The organism is Waterburya agarophytonicola KI4 (genome assembly GCF_020640915.1).
Lineage (GTDB): Bacteria > Cyanobacteriota > Cyanobacteriia > Cyanobacteriales > Xenococcaceae > Waterburya > Waterburya agarophytonicola.
The window spans coordinates 1-23,859 of sequence record NZ_JADWDC010000057.1; the positions used below are offsets into that span (position 1 = coordinate 1).

Genomic DNA, 23,859 nt, shown 5'->3' on the forward strand with positions numbered 1-23,859 from the left:
CTCGAATGTAAATCTCATTTCTTAAGGGTTTTTCAGATGCTTGTCACCCCAAAAATTTGCCGACTATCAATCTATCTATACCCACTCTTCAAGAGTATGTTTTAATCAATACAAAAAAGCCAGAATTGAATGCTTTCGCCGCACCGATGATAATCTGTGGCTACTGCAATTTTACGAACCAGATAAAGTTAATTTTGCTCTATCTAGCGTCAAGTTTGAGGGCAAAATTGAGGAAGTTTATCAAGAAGTAGATTTTCCTTCAGAAGAGAAGATACCAGAAAATCGATGATGCGATCGCTTTACTTAACCTTTACCGCTGCAAAAAATTCTCCAAACTGTAAAAAATATCCTTGTCAGAAACAGCGACATTGCTGTATCATTAGTGATTGTGGTTAAAACTGGCAAATCTCACCTTATAGATCTATAGATATAACAATCTAATCAACCCCCTTAGTTAATGGATTTAAAGTCTGAAAGCTAAATAAGGGAGTTTTTACAAGAGATAAAAACAAACTTGTTATGGGGTAAGTGAGAAATTTATAGGATTTGCTACCTCCTTGTAGGAAACTAAGGAATTTATTTCTTTAAGTCTTTGAGGGTCAAAGGTAACTTTTAATTAGAAACGGTTAACACTGAATCTATAAATCTTAGAAAAAATTATATATTTGCTGCTGTGCATCTTGTTTATAGCGGTTTAACCAGAGGTTAGTTTGTGTCTAGGCGTAAAACTGCTTCATGGTGATTACCAGTCGAGATGATTATTTTTTTTGTCAGGCAAAATTACACCGTACTGACTAGCAGTCGTCGGCGGTGGATAACCTAGTTGTGTTGCAATTTATAGAGAGGCTAAAACTCGTGTCTGTCGGTATTCTTGGCACTAAAATAGGCATGACCCAAGTTTTTGACAAAGAAACAGGAAATGCAATTCCCGTTACTGTGGTTCAAGCTGGGCCTTGTGTCGTAACTCAGATTAAGACAAAAGAAACAGACGGCTATAGCTCAATTCAAATTGGCTATGGTGAAGTCAAAGAGAAAGCTTTATCCAAACCCGAACTCGGTCATTTAGGAAAAGCAGGCGCTAGTCCTTTGCGCCACCTGAAAGAGTATCGTCTTGATGATACAGCAAGTTATGAATTGGGTAAGACCCTAGACATTTCTGAAATTTTCAATGTTGAAACTACTGTTGATATCAGTGGTAAAACAATGGGTCGCGGTTTTGCTGGTTATCACAAACGTCATAACTTTAGTCGTGGTTTAATGAGTCACGGTTCTAAAAGTCACCGCGCACCTGGTTCTACTGGTGCTGGTACAACTCCTGGTCGTACTTATCCTGGTAAGAAAATGGCTGGACGTTACGGCGGTAAGCAGGTAACTACTCGTAAGTTAAAAGTTGTCCGAGTTGATGCAGAACAGAACCTGTTGCTCATCAAGGGTGCAGTTCCAGGCAAGCCTGGATCGTTGCTCAGTATTTCTCCCAGCAATATTGTTGGACAGTAATCGCAACTTGTCGGTTATTCAAAAACAAACAGATAGATAACAAACAAATAACTATGGTTAATTGTGTAGTCAAAAATTGGCAGGGGGAAGATGCTGGAGAAGCAACCCTAGAACTAAAAGTCGCCAAATCAGAAAATGCGGAACATATCGTTCACAGAGCATTAGTCCGTCAATTAAATAACGCTCGTCAAGGTACAGCTTCTACTAAAACTCGCGCCGAAGTTCGTGGTGGTGGACGCAAACCCTGGAGACAAAAAGGAACAGGTCGCGCTCGTGCAGGTTCTATCCGTTCTCCCCTATGGCGTGGTGGTGGTGTTATCTTTGGGCCCAAGCCTAGAGACTACAGTACTAAAATGAATCGCAAAGAAAGACGTTTAGCATTGAGAACGGCTTTTTCTGCTCGTGTCGAAGACATGATTGTGATTGAGAATTTCGACGCTGAATTTGATCGACCCAAAACCAAAGACTTCATTGCAGCTTTAGGACGTTGGGATGTAGGTACAGATGAGAAAGTGTTGTTGATCCTCAAGGAGGTTTCCGACAACGTAAACTTGTCCACTCGCAATATTGCCAAAGTCAAAATGATTAAGGCGACTAACCTTAACGTGGTTGATATCCTTCACGCTAATAAGCTAATCGTGAGTAAAGATGCTCTAGAACAGATTCAGGAGGTTTACGGTGACGATTAAAAATACCACTAGATACCAAGAAAGAGATTTAGCAGACTTAATTCTCAAGCCGATCATTACTGAGAAAGGCACAATGCAAATGGAACTCGGCAAATACGTATTTGATGTATTGCCCAAAGCTACTAAGCCAGACATCAGAGCAGCAATTGAAAGCCTGTTTGATGTAACTGTTGTCAAAGTCAACACCTTGACTCTACCCCGCAAAAAACGTCGTGTAGGTAGATTTCTTGGTTACAAGGCTCAATACAAAAGAGCGATCGTAACCTTAAAAGAAGGGGATAGCATCGGCTTGTTCCCAGACGTATAAGCATATAGAACTCGAAAAAGCTAGTTAAAGCAAATTATGGGTACTCGTTCATTTAGACCATACACTCCAGGGACTCGCCAAGCAGTAGTTCCCGATTTTTCGGAAATTACTAAAAGTAAGCCCGAAAAATCTTTAACCAAATACAAACACCGCAAAAAAGGTCGCAACAACCGTGGTGTCATTACCAGTCGTCGTCGTGGTGGCGGACATAAACGTCTCTACCGCATCATCGATTTCCGTCGTGATAAGCGCAATATTCAAGCAGAAGTAATTGCGATCGAGTACGATCCCAACCGTAACGCTCGTATTGCCTTAGTGCAATATGAAGATGGTGAAAAACGCTATATTCTAGCTGCTGTTGGCATGAAAGTTGGTACTCCAATTATTGCCAGCGAAGATGCTCCTATTGAAGTAGGAAATGCTTTACCCCTAAGCAAAATGCCCCTGGGTGAAACAATTCACAACGTTGAATTGGTTGCAGGTAAAGGCGGACAGATCGTTCGTGCTGCTGGTGCTGCTGCTAAGGTGATGGCAAAAGAAGGTGACTACGTAACCATTGGTCTTCCTTCTAAGGAAGTACGCATGATACGCAAAGAATGCTACGCCACTATCGGACAAGTTGGCAACGTAGAATACCGCAACCTGAAATTAGGGAAGGCGGGTAAAATGCGCCACAAAGGTAGAAGACCAGAAGTTCGTGGTAGTGCGATGAACCCTTGCGATCACCCTCATGGTGGTGGTGAAGGACGCGCTCCTATTGGTAGAAGCGGTCCTGTATCCCCTTGGGGTAAACCAGCATTGGGTAAGAAAACTCGTAAGAAAAACAAACCCAGCAACAAGCTGATTGTTCGTCGCCGTCGTTAATTCATTGTTGAACTAAAAAATATGAGTCGTTCTTTAAAAAAAGGGCCTTTTATCGCCGATAGCCTACTCAAGAAAATTGAAAAGCTAAATGCAGGTAATAAAAAAGAAGTAATCAAAACTTGGTCTAGATCCTCAACCATTCTGCCTTTGATGGTCGGACATACCATCGCCGTCCACAACGGTCGTCAACACATTCCCGTGTTTATCAGCGATCAAATGGTCGGACACAAACTAGGAGAATTCGCTCCTACCCGTACTTTTAGGGGTCATGCTAAAAGCGACAAAAAAGGGAGACGCTAGATACCAGATATCACTATGGCTATAGATACTAATAACGAAGTCAAGGCGATCGCAAAATATATTCGGATGTCTCCTTTTAAGGTCAGACGGGTATTAGACCAAATTCGCGGTCGTCAATATCGAGAAGCACTAATTATTCTCGAATTCATGCCTTACAAAGCTTGCGATCCCATTCTTAAAGCATTGAGATCTGCTGTGGCTAACGCAGAACATAACAACGGTTTAGACCCTGCAACTTTGGTAGTCAGCCAAGCCTTTGCTAATGGTGGCCCTGTTCTCAAACGTTATCGTCCTAGAGCGCAAGGTCGTGCTTACCAAATCCGTAAGCCAACCTGTCACATTACTGTGGCTGTCGCACCCGAAGTAACCGATTAAAAACTTGATTACTTAATTAATTACTATTACGAGGAAACATTTGTGGGACAAAAGATACACCCAACGGGTTTTCGTTTAGGAGTCACCAAAGAACACCAATCTTGTTGGTACGCAGACCCTAAACGTTACCCAGAATTGTTGCAAGAAGATCGCAAGATTCGCGAATATGTCAACAAAGAGTTGAGTAATGCAGGTATTTCTCAAGTCAAAATTGAACGCAAAGCAGATCAAATCGATTTAGCGATACATACTGCTAGACCTGGTGTTGTAGTTGGTCGAGGTGGTTCAGGAATTGAAAAGCTACGCAACGAACTACAGGCGAAGGTAGGTAACGCTCGTCAAATTCGCATTAACGTAATCGAAGTACCTCGTGTGGATGCCGATGCAGCGTTAATTGCCGAATATATCTGTCAACAGCTAGAACGAAGAGTTTCTTTTCGTCGAGTTGTCCGTCAAGCAGTGCAAAGAGCGCAACGTGCCGAAGTTTTGGGTATCAAAATTCAGGTTAGCGGACGCTTAAACGGAGCAGAAATTGCTCGTACCGAATGGGTCAGAGAAGGTCGAGTTCCTCTACACACCCTTAGAGCAGATATTGATTACTCTTATCGTACCGCTTTGACTATTTACGGGATTCTCGGAGTTAAAGTATGGGTGTTCAAAGGCGAAATTATTCCAGGACAAGAGGAAGCAGCCGCGCCCAGCCAAGCTCCTCGCCGTCAACGCCGTCGTCAGAAATTTGACGATCGCTCAGAATAACTATTAACAAGACTTATTTAGCAAAATACTAAGACTATGCTTAGTCCCAGAAGAACGAAATTTCGCAAGCAACATCGCGGTCGTATGAGAGGAATGGCCTATCGTGGTAGTACCTTGAATTTCGGCGATTTTGCCCTCCAAGCTACCGAACCTTCTTGGATTACTGCCCGTCAGATCGAGGCTGCTCGTCGAGCAATGACTCGCTATGTCAAAAGGGGTGGTAAAATCTGGATTCGGATTTTCCCCGATAAACCCGTAACTATGCGTCCCGCTGAAACTAGAATGGGTTCGGGTAAAGGTTCTCCCGAGTTTTGGGTAGCAGTGGTTAAGCCAGGCAGGATTATGTTTGAAATGGCTGGTGTTCCTGAAAATATAGCCAAAGAAGCAATGCGTTTAGCAGCCCAAAAGCTACCAATCAAAACCAAGTTTGTCACTCGCGATGAGGATTACAAATAAGATTATGGCTTTACCAAAAGTAGAAGATGCCAGAAAACTAAGCGATGAAGAACTAGCAGAAGAAATTCTAGCGGTTAAGCGAGAATTGTTTCAGCTAAGACTAGAACAAGCTACTCGTCGTTTAGAAAAACCTCATCTGTTTAAACACACCAAACATCGTTTATCGCAGCTATTAACCGTAGAACGCGAGCGCGAAATCGCTGCTGAAAAAGGAGAATAGAATATGGCAGTCAAAGAAAGAGTAGGAGACGTAGTTAGCGACAAAATGGATAAAACCATTGTTGTAGCGATCGAAAACCGATCTCCTCATCCTAAATACGGCAAAATTGTCGTCAGAACCAAGAAATACAAGGTACACGACGCTGAAAACAAATGTAAGATTGGCGATCGCGTACGGATCAAAGAAACTCGTCCCCTCAGCAAAACTAAACGCTGGACGGTCGAGGAAATTATTGAATCCAAAAATTCCTAACTCCTATCAACTAAATTTCCCCGATCGAGAGTAAACATGATTCAACAACAGACCTATCTAAATGTCGCTGACAACAGTGGCGCGCGCAAGCTGATGTGTTTGCGTGTAATAGGCAAAGGGAACTGTCCCTATGCCTTTATCGGCGATGTCGTAGTGGCGGTAGTCAAAGACGCTTTACCTAACATGGGTGTAAAAAAATCCGAAGTAGTTAAGGCAGTGATCGTTCGTACTAAGCAATCAGTAAGTCGCCCTAGTGGAATGAGTATTCGTTTTGATGATAATGCTGCGGTAATTATCAACGAACAAGGAAGCCCCAGAGGTACTCGTGTCTTTGGTCCTGTGGCAAGAGAATTAAGAGAGAGAAACTTCACTAAAATTGTTTCTTTAGCTCCAGAGGTAATCTAAATGGCAAAAGTAAATAAAGCACCAACTCGCTACAAAATGCATGTTAAGAAAGGAGATACTATTCAGGTAATCTCTGGACGAGATAAAGGCAAAATAGGCGAAATAACTACAGTAAATCCCAAAACCAGTCAAGTGATTGTAGAAGGGGTTAATGTTCGGACTAAGCATGTTAAACCTCAACAAGAGGGAGAATCGGGTCAGATTGTGACTTTTGAAGCTCCTATTCATAGTTCCAACGTAATGCACTACTCTGCTAAAGAAAAAACTGTCAGTCGCGTTGGTTATACCTTCAGCGAAGACGGTCGCAAAGTTCGAATGCTCAAGAAAACTGGCGAAGTTATTGACTAATTTCGATTTTTTTGAGCGCGTTGATAATTTAAAATTTATAGACTCCTGACCAAGCCCAGGAAAAATAATCATCATGCCAAAACCACTAAAAACTAGATATCAAGAAGATATCGTACCTAAGCTAACCGAACAGTTTAGCTTTAGTAACGTACATGAAGTTCCTAGCGTAGTCAAAATCGTGATCAACCGAGGTTTAGGCGAAGCATCTCAGAATGCTAAAGCTTTAGAATCTTCGATTAGGGAGCTTACCGTCATTACAGGACAAAAACCCGTAGTCACGAGAGCCAAAAAAGCGATCGCATCTTTTAAAATCCGTGAAGGAATGCCCGTCGGTGTGATGGTTACACTTCGCGGTGAAAAAATGTACGCTTTTCTAGAAAGACTAATCGCTCTAGCATTACCCCGTATTCGTGACTTCCGTGGAATTAGCCCCAAAAGTTTTGACGGTCGCGGTAACTATAGTCTGGGCGTGCGCGAGCAGTTAATGTTCCCCGAAATTGACTACGATAGCATCGATCAAATTCGAGGGATGGATATTTCCATCGTTACTTCCGCAGCTAATGACGAAGAAGGACGAGCCTTACTCAAAGAAATGGGAATGCCTTTTCGCGACAATTAACATCCTTAGTATCTAACAATAAAAAATAGGAAATAATGGCAGCAACCGATACTATTTCAGATATGCTGACCCGCATCCGTAATGCCTGTATGGTCAAGCATCAAACTACCCAAGTACCCTCAACTCGCATGACAAAGGCGATCGCCAAAGTACTGCAAAGTGAAGGTTTTATTGAAGGCTTTGAAGAAACTGGGGAAATTCCTCAAAAATTCATTGTTATTTCTCTTAAGTACAAGGGTAGAAATCGTCAGCCAATTATCAGCACTCTTAAAAGAGTTAGTAAGCCAGGATTACGAGTTTACTCTCGTAAAAAAGATATTCCTCGCGTCCTTGGTGGTATTGGTATTGCGATCGTTTCCACTTCTCGTGGAGTAATGACAGATAGAGAAGCTCGCAGCCAAGGTGTTGGTGGTGAGATCCTCTGTTACGTCTGGTAATCAAACAGGAGGACTTAAAAATGTCTCGTATTGGCAAATTGCCCATTCCGATTCCTGACAAAGTGACCGCACAAATCTCAGGACAGCATATTACCGTTAAAGGACCAAAAGGAACTCTTGAGAGAGAAATTCCCCAACCAATTGAAGTCAAGCAAGAAGGTGGGACTATTCTGGTAACTCCTACTGATGACTCTCGTATTGGTCGTCAACGTCACGGTCTTTGCCGTACTTTGGTAGCCAACATGGTAGACGGGGTATCTAAAGGATTTCAAAAACGTCTCTCCATTCAAGGAGTTGGTTACAGAGCGCAAGCCCAAGGTAAAAAATTAACTCTTAACGTTGGTTATAGTAAGCCTGTTGAGATAGAAATGCCTGACGGTATTGATGTAACCGTAGAAAACAGAAACACAGAAGTCATCATCAGTGGCATCAACAAAGAAATAGTAGGTAACGTAGCTGCCAGAATTAGAGCAGTCAGACCTCCAGAACCCTATAAAGGAAAAGGAATACGCTACTTTGACGAACAGGTAAGACGCAAGGCTGGTAAGACAGGTAAGTAGAAATAATGAAGCTTTCACGCAAAGAATCAGTAAAACGCCGTCATCGACGGGTACGCAAAAAAGTCAGCGGTACTCCCGAACGCCCTCGTTTGTGTGTTTTCCGCTCCAACAATCATATTTATGCTCAAGTTATTGATGATGTAGCACAGCATACTTTAGCTGCAGCATCAGATTTTAACGTCGAAAAAAATACTTCGGGAGCGACTTGTGATGTTTCAGCTGAAGTAGGCAAATTAATAGCTCAAAGAGCTAAAGAAAAAGGAATAGGCAAAGTAGTATTTGATCGCGGTGGTAATCTTTATCATGGTCGAGTAAAAGCTTTGGCAGATGCAGCCCGCGAAGCTGGCTTAGACTTTTAGAGCAAAATATAAACAGTAATAACTATACTATGGCTAATAAATCTAACAAGTCGCGCAAAAAAGGTCGCGCTAAAGATAAAGACTCAGCTTGGCAAGAGCGAGTAGTGCAAATTCGCCGAGTCAGCAAAGTAGTTAAGGGTGGTAAAAAACTCAGTTTCCGCGCGATTGTGGTCGTAGGTAACGAAAAAGGACAAGTAGGCGTTGGTGTAGGTAAAGCGGCTGATGTAATCGGCGCTGTTCGTAAAGGGGTTGCGGATGCTAAAAAACAACTAGTAGAAGTCTCCCTAACCAAAGCTAGTTCTATTGTCCATATAGCCAATGGAGTTGCTGGCGGTGCTAAAGTATTTATGCGCCCTGCTGCTCCTGGTACAGGGGTAATCGCAGGTGGTGCAGTACGTACTGTACTCGAACTTGCTGGAGTTAAAAACATTTTAGCCAAACAGCTAGGTTCTAACAGTCCCTTAAACAATGCCAGAGCCGCAATTGATGCTTTAGAAAGTTTACGTACCTTTGCTGAAGTAGCACGAGAAAGAGATATTCCTCTAGAACAACTGTACGCTTAGATCATTGAATATTAAACAACAATGAAATTAGAAAATCTTAGCCCGAAAGAGGGTTCAAAAAGACGCAAACGTAGAGTCGGTCGCGGTATTGCAGCAGGTCAAGGAGCTAGTTGTGGTTTTGGTATGCGGGGTCAAAAATCTCGTTCTGGTACAGGAACAAAAGCTGGTTTTGAAGGTGGTCAAATGCCTCTTTATCGCCGAGTTCCTAAACTAAAGCATTTCACTCTAATTAATCAAAAGCATTACACTACTGTAAATGTCGAGTCGCTGAGTTCTTTAAATGCCAATACAGAGGTGACTCTGGCTTCCTTAATCGACAACGGTATTGTTACTACTAATGATGGTCCTTTAAAAATATTGGGTAACGGCGAACTAACCGTAGCTCTAAACGTTAAAGCAGCAGCTTTTACTAAGAGTGCGATCCAAAAAATTGAGACAGCTGGTGGTAGTTGCGAAGTTATTGCTTAACAAGGAAGCAACAGGATTGGTATATCATAAGTAACGAAGGTATAAGATTAAGTTTATATAAGATTTTTTCGCATACAGCTTATTAAATACCAAATATATAAGAGGTAACCCTGCATGGTTAGAGAAAAAACTCCATCAGCACAGGAGACTTTTTTACAAATGGCTCAAGCAGCAGGTCTTCGTGGCAGACTGCTTGTGACTATTGGTCTTCTGATATTAGTTAGGTTGGGTGTGTTTATACCCGTACCAGGAATTGACCGTGAAGTCTTTGGCGATTTTATTGGCAACTCAGGAAACGCCTCCATTGTGGGATTTTTAGATATCTTTACTGGTGGCGGTATTTCTGCTTTAGGTATTTTTGCCTTGGGTATTTTGCCCTTTATTAATGCTTCTATCATTATGCAGTTGTTGGCGACTGCAATCCCTAGTCTAGAAAACTTACAAAAAAATGAAGGCGAGGCGGGAAGACGTAAGATATCCCAAATTACTCGTTATGTAGCTTTGGGTGGGGCGATTATTCAAAGCTTCGGTATTACTTTGGGACTTTTGGTTAATAACGGCATTATCGAACGAAGTATTTTTCCCATTGGCGAAACTGTATTAGCTTTAACCGCTGGTTCGATGTTTGTGATGTGGATTTCTGAATTGATTACCGAAAAAGGCATTGGGAATGGAGCTTCTTTATTGATCTTTGTCAATATTGTTGCTGTATTACCCAAAACTTTAGGTAACACCGTTGAGTTTGCTCAAAGTGGTGGTCGAGAAGCCATCGCACAAGTGATAGTCCTTCTCATAGTCTTCTTGACTATGATTGTGGGAATCGTTTTCATTCAAGAAGGTACTCGCCGTATTCCCATTATTTCCGCCCGTCGTCAGGTAGGTAGAAGAGTATATCGCGAAAGAAGCAACTATCTTCCTTTGAGGTTAAATCAAGGCGGAGTGATGCCAATTATTTTCGCTTCTTCTGTATTGTTTCTACCCGCGCAATTGATTGGTTTTATACCTGGTCAGGGAGCAGTTAAAAACGTATTCACTCAAATTGCAGCTGCAATTCAACCAGGAAACTGGGCTTATGTAGCAGTTTATTTGGTATTGATTTTATTTTTTAGCTACTTTTATGCTTCTTTGATCGTTAATCCCGTAGATATGTCCCAAAATCTAAAGAAGATGGGGGCATCTATTCCTGGTATTAGACCAGGAAAAGCAACGAGTGCTTATCTCGAAAAAGTTCTCAATCGCTTAACTCTTTTGGGAGCAATCTTTTTGGGATTGGTTGCCACTATTCCTACCTTAGTTGAAAGTGCTATACCCGCAGGTACTACCGTATTTAGTGGTTTTGGGGCAACTTCATTACTAATCTTGGTTGGTGTGGCAATTGACACGGCAAAACAAATTCAAACCTACGTAATATCTCAACGTTACGAAGGAATGGTCAAACAATAGACCAAGCATTTGACCAACCTAGCAAACCCATTTTTAATTAGTGATAATTGAATTGGGCTTGCTACTTCAAAACTAAATTTTAATAAGTTGACATGGCGAAGCGATTAATATTTCTTGGTCCTCCTGGTGCGGGCAAAGGAACTCAGGCACAGGTGCTGTCAGAAAATCATCAGATCCCCCATATCTCTACTGGAGACATTTTGAGGGCTGCTGTATCTCAGCAAACACCATTGGGCAAGCAGGCAAAAGATTATATGAGTAGAGGGGAATTAGTTCCCGATGCTTTGATATTAGACTTAATTCAAGATCGTTTATCTTATGAAGACGTTGTTAATGGTTGGATATTAGATGGTTTTCCTCGAAACGTTAATCAGGCTACTTTTTTAGAAGAATTACTTGCCAACCTTAATCAAAGTGCTGACTGTGTATTAAACCTCGAAGTTCCAGACGAAGTATTGGTAGAAAGATTATTGGCTAGAAAACGGAAAGACGATAATGAAGAAACTATTCGCCGTCGTTTGGAGGTCTATCATCAAGACACAGTACCAGTGATCGATTTCTATCAAAACAAGAAAACGCTGAAAACTATTGATGGCGATCAATCTATGGAAGAAGTAGGTAAATCTTTAAGTGAGGCTATTATTCCAATCTAAGAGTAAGGATCGCTTAATCGGCTGATGAGGATTGAATAATCTGAGCATGGTCGGTTAAGTATATCAAAAAAAGGTAAGATTGAAAATGCTTTGTCGGCAATTGACTGGTTAAACGATGAATAGTACGAGTTGCCGTTAACTATTCATCACGAAATAGGGGAGAAAATAAATATTGGCTAAACAAGACTTAATTGAAATGGAAGGGACGGTAACAGAGTCTCTTCCTAATGCGATGTTTCGCGTCGACCTAGATAACGGCTTTAACGTATTAGCTCATATATCAGGAAAAATTAGACGGAATTACATTAAAATTCTGCCAGGAGATAGAGTAAAGGTGGAATTAACACCTTATGACTTGACCAAAGGTAGAATAACCTATCGTCTCAAAAACAAGTAAAGTCTTTATTTGAAGGCGATCTGACCCAGTTTGACGTAGAAACTGATTTATAGATATAATAATAGGCTTGCAGTATGGCCAGGATGAGGCATGAAAGTTAGACCATCAGTCAAAAGAATGTGTGAAAAATGCCGTGTCATCAAAAGACGCGGACGGGTAATGGTGATTTGTAGCAGTAACCCTAAGCATAAACAACGCCAAGGATAATTGTCTACCATTTGATCATTATTTTTAAATAGTCAAACTAAATTTGGCTACAACAAAAAACTAACAGTAAAAAGGGAGTAAAAACGTGGCACGGATTTCTGGCGTAGATCTTCCTCGTGATAAGCGTGTAGAAATTGCACTAACATACATCTTTGGTGTAGGTTTATCTCGAGCGCAAAAGGCGATCGCCCAAACTGGAGTAAATCCAGATACTAGAGTTCGAGATTTATCCGATGAGGATGTTACTAAACTCAGAGCCTATATTGAAGATAACTATCAAGTCGAAGGTGACTTGAGACGTTGGGAAGCAATGAATATCAAACGTTTGGCTGACATTGGTACTTATCGCGGTCGTCGTCATCGCATGGGATTACCTCTGCGCGGTCAAAGAACTCGAACTAATGCTCGTACTAGAAGGGGTAGAAGACTAACTGTAGCTGGTAAGAAAAAAGCTCCTGGTAAGAAGTAATTAGTTTTAAAACTATATCCAAAGTTAAGTACATCATAAAGCAATTAAAATGGCGCAACCAAAAAGAAGAAGCGGCGCAAAGAAAAATAAGAAAAATGTTCCTAATGGTGTGGCTCATATTCAGTCAACCTTTAACAACACTATTGTTACCATCTCTGATACTAGAGGAGATGTGATTTCATGGTCTTCGGCTGGAGCTAGCGGTTTCAAAGGAGCAAAAAAAGGAACTCCTTTTGCAGCCCAAACAGCAGCCGATAGTGCGGGAAGACGAGCAATGGACCAGGGAATGCGTCAAATAGAAGTAATGGTTAGTGGTCCTGGTGCTGGTCGCGAAACAGCGATTAGAGCCTTGCAAGGTGCAGGATTAGAAATCACTCTCATTCGTGACGTTACACCTATTCCCCACAACGGCTGTCGTCCGCCGAAAAGACGTAGAGTATAACCGTAGAAACGCAATTATTATAGTTGCGACTGGATAGAGCCGTTATTTTATCTCGATTTACCAGATCGCTTGTCGAAGTAGGAGAGAAATCAGCCTGTGGCACAATTTCAAATTGAGTGTGTAGAATCTAAAACCTTAAAAAACCAGCATCAATATAGCAAGTTTGTTCTCGAACCCTTAGATAGAGGTCAAGGAACAACTTTAGGCAACGCCCTTAGAAGAGTTTTATTGTCAAACTTAGAAGGGGCTGCTGTAACTGCTATTCGTATTGGTGGAGGAATGGCAAAAGATGAAAATAAGCAAGAACATCGTTTTGGGTTTGCTACCCATGAATTTGCCACCATTGAGGGGGTTAGAGAGGACGTTTTAGAAATTATCCTCAACATGAAGGAGATTGTCCTCAAAAGTTACAGTAACCAGCCCGAAATAGGTCGTTTGGTAGCTACTGGTCCGGGAACTGTTACCGCAGCCCAGTTTACCCTACCTGAAGGGGTCGAGACAGTGGATTCTAACCAGTATGTAGCCACGATTGCCGAAGGGACAAGCTTGGAAATGGAATTTCGAGTAGAGAAAGGCAAAGGTTATCGTGCGGTAGAAAGAGGCAAAGAAGAAGGTAGTTCTTTGGATTTCCTTCAAATTGATGCCGTATTTATGCCTGTTACCAAAGTAAACTATAGTGTCGAAGACGCTCGGGTTGATGGTTCTGGTATCCGCGAGCGCTTGATCATGGAAATCTGGACTAACGGTAGCGTCAAGCCAGAAGAAGCCTTGTCTCAAGCAGCGGGAATAGTAGTCGATTTGTTTAGTCCTCTCAAAGATTTAACTCTTGAGGAAATTGAGCCAGACTATCAAGAAGATGAAGACCCAACAAGCCAAATTCCTATTGAAGAATTACAATTGTCTGTTAGAGCTTACAATTGCTTGAAACGCGCTCAAATAAACTCAGTCTCAGATCTGCTTGATTATACTCAAGAAGACTTGTTGGAAATCAAAAACTTTGGTCAGAAATCTGCTGACGAGGTAATTGAAGCTTTACAACAACGTTTGGAAATAACATTACCCCAAGAAAAATCAGGTAAGTAAACACAAAAAGTAAAAATACAATCATGCGACATCGATGTAAAGTAGCAAGGCTGGGATTGCCAGCCGATCAAAGGAAAGCTCTAATGCGTTCGTTAGCAACTGAAATAATCCGTCATGGTCAAATTAAAACCACTCTAATTCGTGCTAAAGCAGTGCGGAGCGAAGTAGATAGGATAATTACTCTTGCTAAAGATGGATCTCTAGCTGCCAGAAGACAAGCTCTTGGATATATCTACGATAAAGAATTAGTTAGCGAATTGTTCAAAGCAGTAAGCGATCGCTATGGAAATCGTAACGGTGGCTATACTCGTATCGTTAGAACCAAACGTCGTCGTGGTGACAACGCTGAGATGGCAATTATTGAGCTAGTCTAATCTGGACATTAAAGTGAATGGTTGTAGGTAGCCAAAACGAAATTTTGCCAAACAGAATAGCTTTAGTTATTCAATATTTAGGAACTAACTTTCATGGCTGGCAAAAACAACCCAATCAAGTTAGCGTTCAAGGATGTATCGAAAAAGCGATCGCCAGTGTTGTTGGCTATCCAATTCGGATTTATGGTGCGGGTAGGACTGATGCGGGAGTTCATGCTGCTGCTCAGGTTGCTCATTTTGAGTACTGTGGTCCAATACCACCTCATAAATGGGCTAAAATAATTAACGGGAGGTTGCCAGAAGGCATCCTAATTAGAGCTTCAGCTCAAGTTTCGACCAATTGGCACGCTCGTTTTTCGGCTATTTGGCGGCGTTATCGTTACACAATCTATACCGATAAGCGTCCTAATGTGTTTGTTAGTCAAACCTGTTGGCACTACTATCACTCTGTCTTGCAAGAATCTTTAATTCAAAAAGCTTTAAATCCTTTATTGGGAGAACACGAGCTATCAGCTTTTAAAAGAACTGGTTCGGATAGAGCAGATTCTTTGGTAGAGGTACAAACTGTTGAATGCTACCGCCGAGGTGCATTTTTATACTTAGAGATTCAGGCAAATGGTTTTTTGTACGGTATGGTACGTCTACTGGTAGGAATGCTAGTAGAGGTGGGAGGAGGAAAAAGATCGCCTGAGAGCTTTACCGAAATATGGCAGAACCAACGTCGAGAAGAAGTTAAGTATTCTGCTCCAGCAAAGGGTTTATGTTTGCTCAGGGTTGGTTATCCTGAATTTCCCTTTGCTAAACAATTGTGGTTTGATACCCAACCTGATTTTCATTTAGCTCAGTAATCTTATTTAAAATAATTCACAAAATACTATCACACCGAAAATGAACAAAACTCCTTTACCAACCAAAGAAAATCTAGAAATGAAATGGTATGTAGTTGATGCTGAGGGGCAACGCTTAGGTCGTCTCGCCACGGAAATCGCGATGATTTTGCGCGGTAAGAAAAAGCCCAGTTTTACCCCCAATGTCGATACTGGAGACTTTGTAGTCGTCATTAACGCCGAAAAAGTTGTCGTTACTGGCAGAAAAAACGAACAAAAGTTATATCATCGCCACTCTGGAAGACCAGGAGGCATGAAAACTGAAACTTTTGACCAGCTACAAAATAGAATTCCCGAACGAATTATTGAAAAAGCAGTAAAGGGAATGCTGCCCAAAAATGCTATGGGTCGTAAGCTATTTACTAAACTCAGAGTATACACAGGATCGGATCATCCTCATGCTGCTCAAACTCCCGAGACTCTAACTATTAACACTATTCCTGCGAGAAACTAACAAAATGGAAGCAACAGATAAAGTAGTATATTGGGGTACAGGTCGCCGTAAAGCGGCGATCGCCCGTGTTCGTTTAGTACCTGGTGAAGGTAAACTGGTGGTTAATGGCAAACCAGGAGAAGATTACTTCAATCGTATTCCTAGTTATCTAATGTCGATTAAAGGTCCTTTAGAAACTTTAGGTTTTGAAAGCGAGTACGACATTTTAGTAAATGCTCATGGTGGCGGCTTAACTGGTCAAGCTGATGCAGTAAAACTGGGTGTAGCTAGAGCATTATGCAAGCAAGACCCTAATAATCGCCAGCCGTTGAAAACAGAAGGTTTCTTAACTCGCGATCCTCGCTGTAAAGAACGTAAGAAATATGGTTTGAAGAAAGCGCGTAAAGCTCCTCAATTCTCCAAACGATAAAAATCTATTTGATAAATTTTTAGAGAGAAAATCAAAATGCCTAAACCTGATATACACCCCACTTGGTATCCAGACGCTAAAGTCATCTGTAATGGTGAAGTTGTCATGACTGTTGGTTCAACTCAACCAGAAATTAATGTTGATGTTTGGTCTGGAAATCATCCTTTTTATACTGGTACGCAAAAAATCATCGATACCGAAGGACGAGTTGATCGCTTTTTACGTAAGTACGGCATGCTTGATTCTAGCGAAGAAGCTGAATCTGACGCAGAAAAATAGCAATCTTATAAAGATGATATACCCAGTGGTTAGCTTTGATTGACTGCTGGGTTTGTTGTATTTTTAGTTTGTTTTTTGAATATACCTTACCCTCAAAAGGAGAAAATTAATGGCTGAAGCTTACTTATTAGATAAACTCAAATCTGTAGAGCAGACTTTCAATGAGCTTACTCATCGTTTAGCTGATCCTGATATTGCGACTAATCCAGACGAATTACAAAAGGTAGCAAAGGCTCGCTCTTCTCTGGAAGAAACTGTCATTACTTATCAAAAATGGCAAGAAGCTACAGAAGAATTAGCAGGAGCAAAAGAAATTCTCAAAGAAGCAGTCGATCCTGAGATGAAGGAAATGGCAAATATGGAAGTCGGCGAGCTTGAAGAACAAATAGAAGAACTAGAAAAGAAACTCAAAGTTCTGTTGCTACCCAGCGATCCTAATGATGACAAAAACATCATGTTAGAAATTCGTGCGGGGACAGGAGGCGATGAAGCCAGTATTTGGGCTGGTGATTTAGTGCGGATGTATTCTCGCTATGCTGAAGCTCAAAATTGGAAAGTCTTTTTGCTGAGTGAATCAGCAGCGGATATGGGTGGTTTCAAAGAAGCTATCTTAGAAGTTACAGGAGACTCCGTATATAGTAAGCTCAAGTTTGAAGCCGGAGTACATCGAGTACAACGAGTACCCCAAACTGAAGCTGGGGGAAGAGTTCATACTTCTACTGCGACTGTTGCGGTAATGCCAGAAGTAGATGATGTGGAAGTTCATATCGATCCTAAAGAAATTGAGCTTAAAACTGCTCGTTCTGGTGGTGCTGGTGGACAAAACGTCAACAAGGTAGAAACCGCCGTAGATTTAATTCATAAACCCACGGGAATTAGAATTTTCTGTACGGAGGAGCGATCGCAATTGCAAAACAGAGAAAGAGCAATGCAAATTCTGCGAGCAAAACTATATGACATCAAACTAGCAGAACAACAAAAAGAAGTTCGAGGCTTAAGGCTATCTCAAGTAGGTACGGGTTCTCGTTCTGAGAAAATCAGAACCTACAACTACAAAGACAATCGTATTACCGATCATCGCTTAGGACAAAACTTTCCTCTAGCAAACTCTCTCGAAGGAGATATTGATGTGATGATTCAATCTTGTATTTCCCAAGATCAGCAGGATAGACTCGAACAATTAGCAAGCTCTCCTGACACTGCTGAAGCTATAAATTAAAATCAATTGCTAAACTAAGATATTTACCCTGGCTCAGATTGGATAACTGTTGTGACAACCAATCGTTTTAGAGCAAAATTATGAATAACCGTGGCGACCTCTAATCGCAAGCGAGGATAATCCTCATAATAAGCAAAATCAACGACAGTTTACAAATTAGTGTGTAGTGAAATATTCCAAACAGAAGGATAAGTATTCAAACTTTAGTCGATGGCAATGTGTCAATAATTGTGGAGCTTGTTGCAATCTTACTCCAGAAGATAGACCAGATTTAGCAGAATATTTACAGCCTGAAGAATTAGCACTATACATGAGCATGGTAGGAGAAGATGGCTGGTGTATCAATTACGATCACGACAATCGAAAATGTCAAATTTACGAACAACGCCCAGGTTTTTGCCGAGTCAAACCGGATCATTTTCAGGATATGTACGGCATAGAAGTAGCAGGGTTTAATGAATTTGCGATCGCTTGTTGTCAGCAACAAATCTGTGGAGTTTATGGCGATGATAGTGAAGAGTTGGCTAGATATAATTCTGCGATAGGTAATAGTTAATAGTAAGATAGCGATCGCAGTTATCGTGATTGCTAATAAAGTAATCTTAATTGATGCTATTACAGTTAATTAGTGGTCTCAACCAATTAACTTAAATTATTCCAAATTTTCAATTCTGGAACTTCCATCCGCTTCAATCCAAACCAATTGCTTAATACGGCAAGTATTGGCATATTGTTTAATTGCTGCTTCCGAACGTTCCCCCAAATCAATTTCAATCCTAGCCGAATCATCTTCACTTCTTAATTGGCGAGCAACTCTTAAAGCAATTGCTTCTACTTCTGTAGTAGTTGGAATTACCAAACAGTCGCTTTTAGGAGCTTGTTGGGGCAACTTCGTCGTAGATAATAAGCAAGAATGCAAGTCTTCAATAGACATGGAAAAACCAATTCCAGGGGACGATTTACCTTGAGGATCGTATAGTCCTAGAAGTTGATCGTAACGCCCTCCTTCTGCCAAAATATAAGATTGACTATCTTGAAAACTAACTGCTTTAAAAACAATACCCGTATAGTAATCAAATGTTTGCAACAGACTTAAATCCAAAGTCAGAGGTAAGGGTTTTGCTGCGCTACTATTAAGCAATTTAATTAGAGATTTCAGATTATTGACTGTTACTCTAGCATCATCATCTAAATTGAGAGCAGATATTCGATGTAAAACATCTTCTGGTTTTCCTCTCAAATCAAATAACATCAAAGCAGAGGTTTTTAACTCTGCATTCAACTCCAGACTTTCTAGAGCAATGCGATCGAGATTGGCAATACAATTACGCACCTCAGTCCTAATAGATTCGGGAAACGCTGACAACAGGGATCGGGTTAAACCTGCTTCTCCAATCAAAATTGACCAGTCAGAAATACCTAATCCTCGCAAGCAGTCTGATAATAATAAAATAATTTCCGCATCTGCCAAAACACCTCCTGCAAAGAGTAATTCAACTCCTGCCTGATAAAATTCCAATTGACGTCCGTGATGACCGCCAGATGGGTTGCGAAATACATTTGCACGATAACAAAGACGCTGAGGATACGTATTACCTGCCATTCTAGTCACTGCCGCGCGAGCAATAGAAGCAGTCAATTCAGGACGCAAACCCAAAGAGCTTTCTCCATTATTGCGTAGCTGAATTACCTTGGAAGGTTGAATTGCTCCACCTGCAGTTAGGGTATCTAGCCATTCTAAAGTAGAGGTTACAATACGCTGATAGCCAAATTTTTGAAATATATGTTGCAGGCAATCGTTGATCCAACGTTTTTGTTCTACTTCTAAGGGTAGTAAGTCTCTAGCTCCAGCAGGGGTTTGGTAAATCATTTCTCGTTAATGTACGGCTTCACGGTCAATATTACAACGCAGTTAGCAATATCTACTTGTGTCATCTTACCGTGGAATGCGCTGAGGGAAGATACCGTCTTAAAGAGGTTGCCCCATCACTTTTTCTTAGACCCAAAAAAACCACTAAAAAAGCCGCTTTGATCGGGTTTATTATTGGAAGTAGCATTACTAGACTTTGATTTATTGGCTTTTGTCATCAGTTTATCTAAAGTTTTTTTACTTTCCATCACAACAGAATTAGTCGGCTCTGCTTTGCAAGCTTTGCCAATGTGAACTTTTGCCATAGTTAACTGTTTTTTGTGCAAATACGCTTGACCCATCACTGCATGAGCTACGCCGTGATTGGGATCGATTCTGAGGGCATCGCGTAATTCTGTAACTGCAAGGTCGAATTCTCCCTTTTTAATATACTGTTGAGCGCGTCCGACAAAGGCGTTGACCCTTACTCCAGGGGTTGGCTCGTCTATTGTATTTGTGTTTTGGGGAGGGGAAGTTTTAGTAATAGCAGGTTTGCTTTGACTAATGGTTTGTTTATCTTTGGATGTTTTCGGTTTTGCAGTTGGTTTAGGAGTAGATTTTGCTGAACTTTGAGCAACTTTATTTTGGGGCGCGGTACTCGTTGCGCGATCAAATTTCAACATTAGATAAATTAGATTCAATTCGCTAATTAAGCCAATGTTGTGTTGGATTTTTTCTAGAGATTTATATTGTTCTTCGGTAAGTTTTTTTAAAAGTTTTGGGTATACTAGTTCAGAACTAACTCCTGCCTTTAATAATTCTTGGGCAGCTGCACTATTTACATTGATTTTACTTTTATTTTCTGCCAAACGTTTGCCAATCTGAGTTAAAACTAGTTGATGTTCGGCAAAGCTACTTTTTCGAGAAAGTTGCTCGTAAGCAGGATTAACCAGTCTAGACAAAATTTCACTTGATATTTCCATTTTTTGCGGATCTTGGCGACATTTATCTGGATGCAGTTTTTGAGCAATTTTAAGATAGTTTAAGCGAATTTGCTTAGGATTTGCATCTAAAGATACCCCCAGAATTGCATGGTGATCTATTAGATTCAGTTTAAAAAGCCCGTGTTTAATTGCAAAAGACATAAGAAATATATATATAATAGTCAGCAAGAAAACATATCTTTAGCGATCGAAATACCAATCAAGATAGTGTCTGTATAGTTATAGTTCCCTTTCTCTGCAAAAAAAACGAAGGGACGAGATAAAAATTTGAAATAGTTTTAGTTTAAAAAGCTTTTGGGTACAAAAAATATTCAGTTATTTAGTTTTGAACCAGCAACTTTTAAGATAATGCTTGTTAATTACTGCCGATCCATCGCTGATTTAGCTATAGAAACATCAATATTACCAAAATAAATACTAAAAGCAATTAATAGATGTTCTAAAGTTTTGATGATCCAGGGTACATCTCGGAGGTTATATAACTGATAAAAACTAATAATTGAAAAGATTTTTTTTTCTAAAAAAGGTTTTGATTCAGGGCAAATTAAAGTTATTTTTACTAAAATCTTCATTACCTGTGCCGTACCTAAATTAGCAATTAAATTAGCGAATTGTTGCGGATTTTCAGAAGAATCTGAATCGATTATCAAAAAGCTCAATAGCTGACGACAAGTTTGCAAAATCAGGGTATTGTTGATTGGCTTATTATCCGATCGCTCGAAAATATTTTCTAGTTTATTTTTTAGTTTTAGATCAAATGAATGATTACTATTTCTTGGCTTAATATCCTTAAGAATAAATTGATATAAATCCTGTTTGAATGTTTTATAAGAACTACGAGATTTAGTATCTGCCAAAAACCGTTGCGATCGCTCTAATATGGTTTTTTTGTCCTCTATTTTGCCGACATACTGCGTCAATGCTACTCTAAAAGCTTTCTCTGAAAGTAAAGAAGGATTATCTACTTTGTTGATTACTTTGCCAGCACCTTTAGATAGTAGCTTTATTTGAGCCACTTGCTTGAGCCGAAAACGATAAATAATGTGCCTAGATAATTTGATTTCAAAATCTTGACAGCGACTACTTTGTAGAGACTTGATGAATTTACTTAATTGTTCTAATTTAGGGATTTGAGGATCGATATATTCATACAAATAAGTATAACGAGCTAGATAGCTATTAACGTCAGTAGAATGGCATTCTTTATCGCGGGATATTCCACCAGTTGTTTCTCCCCCAGTCAGTCTTTCTTTGTTTGGTGAGAAGCTGTTTTCGGAAGATAAAATAACATTGGCATTCTTTTGAGGGTTGATAATAGCAATAATTGCTTTTAGTTGAAAATAAGGTTTAGATTGCTGGTAATCTTTGATGAGCTTAATTAGCTGTTTGCGACGGCGATCGTAAGATGAAGAATGATTAATTTCTTCGATAATCTCAAATAAATCAGATACATAACGCAATGATTCTGGATTAGCCACCCAGTAATTCAAGACAATGTAAAAACAGTGATTAAAAAATTGGGCGAATTGTTGTTGAGCGATCGGAGAAAAAATTGTTTTTTCTAGTGCTTTCGATAACTTTATCTGTTCATTTTTACCCTGAACAAATAAAGTCTTGAACTTTCTAATTACAGCTTGAGGTTGTTGAGTTGTGACACAATCAAGCAAATAATCATAGACTATCTGTTGTTCTAGAACGATTGACTTTTGCAAACCACTTAAATCTCTAATCACTGGCAAAAATAAATATTAGGACTTATGCCATATGTTAACCTGAGTTCAATAATAGATCCCGAATAATTATTAATTAAATAATTTGAATCAGCGAAAAATCCGCTTCCCCAAAATGGACGCTAAACGCTACTTGTAAGTTCTCTAGAGATTTTACTAACCAACTCGCTCGATCTTCAGATACTGCTTCATAATGAGAGAAAAGAATCGAAAATCTTTGTTCTAAATAGGGTTTGACTTTCTCACAAAGTAATACTAGTTTTAACAACAAACCAATCGTTCTTACCTCTCCTAAATAGGTAATCAAGTCAAGAAAACGTTCGTGATTGGCACTTCCTTTGCCATCCACAACTAAAAATTTAAATAGCTGGCAGTAAGTGCGCATAGTTAAAAATTCGTCTAATTCACGATCTTCAAACTCTGTCATCGTATTTTGTAGGCAGTCATATAACTTATTATTAAATCGGCGTTCCCCAAAACGAGAATCTACTCCCGAAACAATATATTCGTACAAGTCTCCCTTGAATTCTCTATAGGAGCGAGTTTGGGTAGTGTGGGTTAAAAATTTTTGTGATAGATCGTAATAACTATGATTTTTCTCTACTTTGCCCATATAATGACGCAAAGCTCGGTCTAAGTCGAGATCGCTTAATAAGGTTGGATTGTCTACTTTTTGAATCAGCCTTTTCGGAATTTTGGTTTTGTTAGCTGCTTTATATTTTTTAACCAATCGGGCTAATCGCACTCGATGAGTAATATATTGAGATAGATTTAGTTCGTAGTTTGATTGAATACCAGCTTGGATAGTTTCTACTGTTTGTTGAAATTCTTCTGTACTACCTTCGGTTAACAAACAATGTTGATGGAGGTAGGGATAACGTTGAATGAGATCTCCAACAGAATTGCTCACAATTTCAATCCGATGAGAGCGACGAGCTTCTGGTTCTAAACTGCCATCAATTAAACGAGCTAAACGCTGAAGTCTGATGAAATATTCTGTAGTAATAAAATCTTTAATTAGTTGTCGTAGTTTTCGCGCGTTGCGAGACACTACACTTCCTGGAGGTAAGGATCTTTCTAATAGTAAAACTAATTCTATAATTTCAGGTTTATGATGAACCTGAATTTGCCAACGATTGACTATAATATGACAGCAACGATTGAAAAATAAAGGAAAATCTAATTCAGCAGAATTACTGTCAACAATATTTTCTAATGCAATTCGGATACGATTGTCCTGATATCCTGTCGCTTTAATAAATAAGTGATTAAATCTTTCTAGTACTTGAACTGGAGACTCTGTCTTAACGCAATATAATAAGTGGTCGTAAATTTGCTCTTGCTCTTCTTTTGTCGAATGAGGGGTTGTGTTATATGATTTTCTGACCATAATTATTTATTTTCCCCATAGCCTCAGTTAATAAAAGTATTAATATATTTAGTTTTTAAATAATTATCTATTCCTAAATAATAAATCCTTAGTTT

At 40.0% G+C, this 23,859-nt stretch carries 37 protein-coding genes; 33 read left to right on the forward strand and 4 right to left on the reverse strand.

Annotated elements, in window-relative coordinates; translation table 11 throughout:
* Positions 1-40: 40 nt before the first annotated feature.
* From I4641_RS17960 to I4641_RS18120, 33 genes are all read left to right on the forward strand, one after another.
* Positions 41-289, forward strand: coding sequence for a hypothetical protein (locus I4641_RS17960; RefSeq protein WP_229641961.1), 249 nt, complete (start codon positions 41-43; stop codon positions 287-289).
* A gap of 566 nt (positions 290-855) precedes the next feature.
* Positions 856-1,497: a 50S ribosomal protein L3 gene (gene rplC / locus I4641_RS17965; protein ID WP_229641962.1), complete on the forward strand. Its 642-nt coding sequence runs from the start codon at positions 856-858 to the stop codon at positions 1,495-1,497.
* 53 nt (positions 1,498-1,550) lie between these two features.
* Complete coding sequence (gene rplD / locus I4641_RS17970) at positions 1,551-2,186, forward strand: 50S ribosomal protein L4 (RefSeq protein WP_229641963.1); 636 nt, start codon at positions 1,551-1,553, stop codon at positions 2,184-2,186.
* Entirely contained in the window at positions 2,182-2,493 is a 312-nt protein-coding gene (locus I4641_RS17975; RefSeq protein WP_369426834.1) for a 50S ribosomal protein L23, read from the forward strand. Before rplD ends, I4641_RS17975 begins: the two co-directional genes overlap by 5 nt.
* A gap of 36 nt (positions 2,494-2,529) precedes the next feature.
* Positions 2,530-3,357: a 50S ribosomal protein L2 gene (rplB, locus tag I4641_RS17980; protein WP_229641965.1), complete on the forward strand. Its 828-nt coding sequence runs from the start codon at positions 2,530-2,532 to the stop codon at positions 3,355-3,357.
* 21 nt (positions 3,358-3,378) lie between these two features.
* Positions 3,379-3,657 carry a 30S ribosomal protein S19 gene (gene rpsS, locus I4641_RS17985; RefSeq protein ID WP_229641966.1) on the forward strand — a complete coding sequence of 93 codons (279 nt, stop codon included), beginning with the start codon at positions 3,379-3,381 and terminating at the stop codon, positions 3,655-3,657.
* Between the two features lie 15 nt (positions 3,658-3,672).
* Entirely contained in the window at positions 3,673-4,032 is a 360-nt protein-coding gene (gene rplV, locus I4641_RS17990) for a 50S ribosomal protein L22 (protein WP_229641967.1), read from the forward strand.
* A gap of 42 nt (positions 4,033-4,074) precedes the next feature.
* Complete coding sequence (gene rpsC, locus I4641_RS17995) at positions 4,075-4,788, forward strand: 30S ribosomal protein S3 (protein WP_229641968.1); 714 nt, start codon at positions 4,075-4,077, stop codon at positions 4,786-4,788.
* A 36-nt stretch (positions 4,789-4,824) separates the two neighbouring features.
* Positions 4,825-5,244, forward strand: coding sequence for a 50S ribosomal protein L16 (gene rplP, locus I4641_RS18000; RefSeq protein ID WP_229641969.1), 420 nt, complete (start codon positions 4,825-4,827; stop codon positions 5,242-5,244).
* Positions 5,245-5,248: 4 nt separating this feature from the next.
* Complete coding sequence (gene rpmC, locus I4641_RS18005; protein ID WP_229641970.1) at positions 5,249-5,464, forward strand: 50S ribosomal protein L29; 216 nt, start codon at positions 5,249-5,251, stop codon at positions 5,462-5,464.
* A gap of 3 nt (positions 5,465-5,467) precedes the next feature.
* Complete coding sequence (gene rpsQ / locus I4641_RS18010; protein WP_229641971.1) at positions 5,468-5,716, forward strand: 30S ribosomal protein S17; 249 nt, start codon at positions 5,468-5,470, stop codon at positions 5,714-5,716.
* A 36-nt stretch (positions 5,717-5,752) separates the two neighbouring features.
* Entirely contained in the window at positions 5,753-6,121 is a 369-nt protein-coding gene (rplN, locus tag I4641_RS18015; protein WP_229641972.1) for a 50S ribosomal protein L14, read from the forward strand.
* The gene (gene rplX, locus I4641_RS18020; RefSeq protein WP_369426833.1) at positions 6,122-6,469 is read left to right on the forward strand and encodes a 50S ribosomal protein L24; all 348 of its coding nucleotides are present in this window, start codon (positions 6,122-6,124) and stop codon (positions 6,467-6,469) included.
* 73 nt (positions 6,470-6,542) lie between these two features.
* Positions 6,543-7,088 (forward strand): 50S ribosomal protein L5, encoded by a 546-nt coding sequence (gene rplE, locus I4641_RS18025; protein WP_229641973.1) that lies wholly within the window; start codon positions 6,543-6,545, stop codon positions 7,086-7,088.
* Positions 7,089-7,123: 35 nt separating this feature from the next.
* Positions 7,124-7,525, forward strand: a complete 402-nt coding sequence (gene rpsH / locus I4641_RS18030; RefSeq protein WP_229641974.1) for a 30S ribosomal protein S8 — start codon at positions 7,124-7,126, stop codon at positions 7,523-7,525.
* A gap of 20 nt (positions 7,526-7,545) precedes the next feature.
* Entirely contained in the window at positions 7,546-8,085 is a 540-nt protein-coding gene (rplF, locus tag I4641_RS18035) for a 50S ribosomal protein L6 (RefSeq protein WP_229641975.1), read from the forward strand.
* Between the two features lie 5 nt (positions 8,086-8,090).
* Positions 8,091-8,444 (forward strand): 50S ribosomal protein L18, encoded by a 354-nt coding sequence (rplR, locus tag I4641_RS18040; protein ID WP_229641976.1) that lies wholly within the window; start codon positions 8,091-8,093, stop codon positions 8,442-8,444.
* 29 nt (positions 8,445-8,473) lie between these two features.
* On the forward strand, positions 8,474-9,007 hold the full coding sequence (rpsE, locus tag I4641_RS18045) for a 30S ribosomal protein S5 (RefSeq protein WP_229641977.1): 534 nt from the start codon (positions 8,474-8,476) through the stop codon (positions 9,005-9,007).
* Positions 9,008-9,028: 21 nt separating this feature from the next.
* Positions 9,029-9,475 (forward strand): 50S ribosomal protein L15, encoded by a 447-nt coding sequence (gene rplO / locus I4641_RS18050; protein ID WP_229641978.1) that lies wholly within the window; start codon positions 9,029-9,031, stop codon positions 9,473-9,475.
* A gap of 114 nt (positions 9,476-9,589) precedes the next feature.
* Complete coding sequence (gene secY / locus I4641_RS18055) at positions 9,590-10,918, forward strand: preprotein translocase subunit SecY (protein WP_229641979.1); 1,329 nt, start codon at positions 9,590-9,592, stop codon at positions 10,916-10,918.
* A gap of 92 nt (positions 10,919-11,010) precedes the next feature.
* Positions 11,011-11,571 carry an adenylate kinase gene (locus tag I4641_RS18060; protein ID WP_229641980.1) on the forward strand — a complete coding sequence of 187 codons (561 nt, stop codon included), beginning with the start codon at positions 11,011-11,013 and terminating at the stop codon, positions 11,569-11,571.
* Positions 11,572-11,743: 172 nt separating this feature from the next.
* Positions 11,744-11,968: a translation initiation factor IF-1 gene (infA, locus tag I4641_RS18065; RefSeq protein WP_019508908.1), complete on the forward strand. Its 225-nt coding sequence runs from the start codon at positions 11,744-11,746 to the stop codon at positions 11,966-11,968.
* Positions 11,969-12,058: 90 nt separating this feature from the next.
* Positions 12,059-12,175, forward strand: coding sequence for a 50S ribosomal protein L36 (gene rpmJ, locus I4641_RS18070; RefSeq protein ID WP_229641981.1), 117 nt, complete (start codon positions 12,059-12,061; stop codon positions 12,173-12,175).
* A gap of 85 nt (positions 12,176-12,260) precedes the next feature.
* Positions 12,261-12,644, forward strand: a complete 384-nt coding sequence (gene rpsM, locus I4641_RS18075) for a 30S ribosomal protein S13 (RefSeq protein ID WP_229641982.1) — start codon at positions 12,261-12,263, stop codon at positions 12,642-12,644.
* 49 nt (positions 12,645-12,693) lie between these two features.
* Positions 12,694-13,086: a 30S ribosomal protein S11 gene (gene rpsK, locus I4641_RS18080; protein WP_019508910.1), complete on the forward strand. Its 393-nt coding sequence runs from the start codon at positions 12,694-12,696 to the stop codon at positions 13,084-13,086.
* Between the two features lie 96 nt (positions 13,087-13,182).
* Positions 13,183-14,169: a DNA-directed RNA polymerase subunit alpha gene (locus I4641_RS18085; protein ID WP_229641983.1), complete on the forward strand. Its 987-nt coding sequence runs from the start codon at positions 13,183-13,185 to the stop codon at positions 14,167-14,169.
* 23 nt (positions 14,170-14,192) lie between these two features.
* A complete protein-coding gene (gene rplQ, locus I4641_RS18090; protein ID WP_229641984.1) occupies positions 14,193-14,543 on the forward strand; it encodes a 50S ribosomal protein L17 in 351 nt (116 codons plus the stop codon).
* A gap of 17 nt (positions 14,544-14,560) precedes the next feature.
* Positions 14,561-15,391 carry a tRNA pseudouridine(38-40) synthase TruA gene (truA, locus tag I4641_RS18095; RefSeq protein ID WP_229641985.1) on the forward strand — a complete coding sequence of 277 codons (831 nt, stop codon included), beginning with the start codon at positions 14,561-14,563 and terminating at the stop codon, positions 15,389-15,391.
* A gap of 40 nt (positions 15,392-15,431) precedes the next feature.
* A complete protein-coding gene (gene rplM, locus I4641_RS18100; protein ID WP_229641986.1) occupies positions 15,432-15,884 on the forward strand; it encodes a 50S ribosomal protein L13 in 453 nt (150 codons plus the stop codon).
* Between the two features lie 4 nt (positions 15,885-15,888).
* On the forward strand, positions 15,889-16,293 hold the full coding sequence (gene rpsI / locus I4641_RS18105; protein WP_229641987.1) for a 30S ribosomal protein S9: 405 nt from the start codon (positions 15,889-15,891) through the stop codon (positions 16,291-16,293).
* Between the two features lie 36 nt (positions 16,294-16,329).
* Positions 16,330-16,572, forward strand: coding sequence for a 50S ribosomal protein L31 (rpmE, locus tag I4641_RS18110; protein WP_229641988.1), 243 nt, complete (start codon positions 16,330-16,332; stop codon positions 16,570-16,572).
* A gap of 109 nt (positions 16,573-16,681) precedes the next feature.
* On the forward strand, positions 16,682-17,791 hold the full coding sequence (gene prfA, locus I4641_RS18115) for a peptide chain release factor 1 (protein ID WP_229641989.1): 1,110 nt from the start codon (positions 16,682-16,684) through the stop codon (positions 17,789-17,791).
* Positions 17,792-17,957: 166 nt separating this feature from the next.
* Positions 17,958-18,347 (forward strand): YkgJ family cysteine cluster protein, encoded by a 390-nt coding sequence (locus tag I4641_RS18120; RefSeq protein WP_229641990.1) that lies wholly within the window; start codon positions 17,958-17,960, stop codon positions 18,345-18,347.
* A 96-nt stretch (positions 18,348-18,443) separates the two neighbouring features.
* Here I4641_RS18120 and I4641_RS18125 read toward each other — a convergent pair whose 3' ends face one another.
* The 4 genes from I4641_RS18125 to I4641_RS18140 all read right to left on the reverse strand — a co-directional run bounded on the left by I4641_RS18125 (position 18,444) and on the right by I4641_RS18140 (position 23,764).
* Positions 18,444-19,661 (reverse strand): ATP phosphoribosyltransferase regulatory subunit, encoded by a 1,218-nt coding sequence (locus I4641_RS18125; protein ID WP_229641991.1) that lies wholly within the window; start codon positions 19,659-19,661, stop codon positions 18,444-18,446.
* Positions 19,662-19,777: 116 nt separating this feature from the next.
* Positions 19,778-20,785, reverse strand: a complete 1,008-nt coding sequence (locus tag I4641_RS18130; protein WP_229641992.1) for a J domain-containing protein — start codon at positions 20,783-20,785, stop codon at positions 19,778-19,780.
* 218 nt (positions 20,786-21,003) lie between these two features.
* Positions 21,004-22,377 carry a Sll1247 family protein gene (locus I4641_RS18135; RefSeq protein WP_229641993.1) on the reverse strand — a complete coding sequence of 458 codons (1,374 nt, stop codon included), beginning with the start codon at positions 22,375-22,377 and terminating at the stop codon, positions 21,004-21,006.
* Positions 22,378-22,450: 73 nt separating this feature from the next.
* Positions 22,451-23,764, reverse strand: coding sequence for a Sll1247 family protein (locus I4641_RS18140; RefSeq protein WP_229641994.1), 1,314 nt, complete (start codon positions 23,762-23,764; stop codon positions 22,451-22,453).
* Between the last annotated feature and the right edge of the window lie 95 nt (positions 23,765-23,859).

Bases quoted from the DNA above. Each gene is read 5' to 3' on its own strand.
- rplD (WP_229641963.1), top strand. From the start codon at position 1,551: ATGGTTAATTGTGTAGTCAAAAATTGGCAGGGGGAAGATGCTGGAGAA.
- rplB (WP_229641965.1), top strand. From the start codon at position 2,530: ATGGGTACTCGTTCATTTAGACCATACACTCCAGGGACTCGCCAAGCA.
- rpsS (WP_229641966.1), top strand. From the start codon at position 3,379: ATGAGTCGTTCTTTAAAAAAAGGGCCTTTTATCGCCGATAGCCTACTC.
- rplV (WP_229641967.1), top strand. From the start codon at position 3,673: ATGGCTATAGATACTAATAACGAAGTCAAGGCGATCGCAAAATATATT.
- rplP (WP_229641969.1), top strand. From the start codon at position 4,825: ATGCTTAGTCCCAGAAGAACGAAATTTCGCAAGCAACATCGCGGTCGT.
- rpmC (WP_229641970.1), top strand. From the start codon at position 5,249: ATGGCTTTACCAAAAGTAGAAGATGCCAGAAAACTAAGCGATGAAGAA.
- rpsQ (WP_229641971.1), top strand. From the start codon at position 5,468: ATGGCAGTCAAAGAAAGAGTAGGAGACGTAGTTAGCGACAAAATGGAT.
- rplN (WP_229641972.1), top strand. From the start codon at position 5,753: ATGATTCAACAACAGACCTATCTAAATGTCGCTGACAACAGTGGCGCG.
- rplX (WP_369426833.1), top strand. From the start codon at position 6,122: ATGGCAAAAGTAAATAAAGCACCAACTCGCTACAAAATGCATGTTAAG.
- rplE (WP_229641973.1), top strand. From the start codon at position 6,543: ATGCCAAAACCACTAAAAACTAGATATCAAGAAGATATCGTACCTAAG.
- rpsH (WP_229641974.1), top strand. From the start codon at position 7,124: ATGGCAGCAACCGATACTATTTCAGATATGCTGACCCGCATCCGTAAT.
- rplF (WP_229641975.1), top strand. From the start codon at position 7,546: ATGTCTCGTATTGGCAAATTGCCCATTCCGATTCCTGACAAAGTGACC.
- rplR (WP_229641976.1), top strand. From the start codon at position 8,091: ATGAAGCTTTCACGCAAAGAATCAGTAAAACGCCGTCATCGACGGGTA.
- rpsE (WP_229641977.1), top strand. From the start codon at position 8,474: ATGGCTAATAAATCTAACAAGTCGCGCAAAAAAGGTCGCGCTAAAGAT.
- rplO (WP_229641978.1), top strand. From the start codon at position 9,029: ATGAAATTAGAAAATCTTAGCCCGAAAGAGGGTTCAAAAAGACGCAAA.
- secY (WP_229641979.1), top strand. From the start codon at position 9,590: ATGGTTAGAGAAAAAACTCCATCAGCACAGGAGACTTTTTTACAAATG.
- I4641_RS18060 (WP_229641980.1), top strand. From the start codon at position 11,011: ATGGCGAAGCGATTAATATTTCTTGGTCCTCCTGGTGCGGGCAAAGGA.
- rpmJ (WP_229641981.1), top strand. From the start codon at position 12,059: ATGAAAGTTAGACCATCAGTCAAAAGAATGTGTGAAAAATGCCGTGTC.
- rpsK (WP_019508910.1), top strand. From the start codon at position 12,694: ATGGCGCAACCAAAAAGAAGAAGCGGCGCAAAGAAAAATAAGAAAAAT.
- rplQ (WP_229641984.1), top strand. From the start codon at position 14,193: ATGCGACATCGATGTAAAGTAGCAAGGCTGGGATTGCCAGCCGATCAA.
- truA (WP_229641985.1), top strand. From the start codon at position 14,561: ATGGTTGTAGGTAGCCAAAACGAAATTTTGCCAAACAGAATAGCTTTA.
- rplM (WP_229641986.1), top strand. From the start codon at position 15,432: ATGAACAAAACTCCTTTACCAACCAAAGAAAATCTAGAAATGAAATGG.
- rpsI (WP_229641987.1), top strand. From the start codon at position 15,889: ATGGAAGCAACAGATAAAGTAGTATATTGGGGTACAGGTCGCCGTAAA.
- rpmE (WP_229641988.1), top strand. From the start codon at position 16,330: ATGCCTAAACCTGATATACACCCCACTTGGTATCCAGACGCTAAAGTC.
- prfA (WP_229641989.1), top strand. From the start codon at position 16,682: ATGGCTGAAGCTTACTTATTAGATAAACTCAAATCTGTAGAGCAGACT.
- I4641_RS18125 (WP_229641991.1), bottom strand. From the start codon at position 19,661: ATGATTTACCAAACCCCTGCTGGAGCTAGAGACTTACTACCCTTAGAA.
- I4641_RS18130 (WP_229641992.1), bottom strand. From the start codon at position 20,785: ATGTCTTTTGCAATTAAACACGGGCTTTTTAAACTGAATCTAATAGAT.
- I4641_RS18140 (WP_229641994.1), bottom strand. From the start codon at position 23,764: ATGGTCAGAAAATCATATAACACAACCCCTCATTCGACAAAAGAAGAG.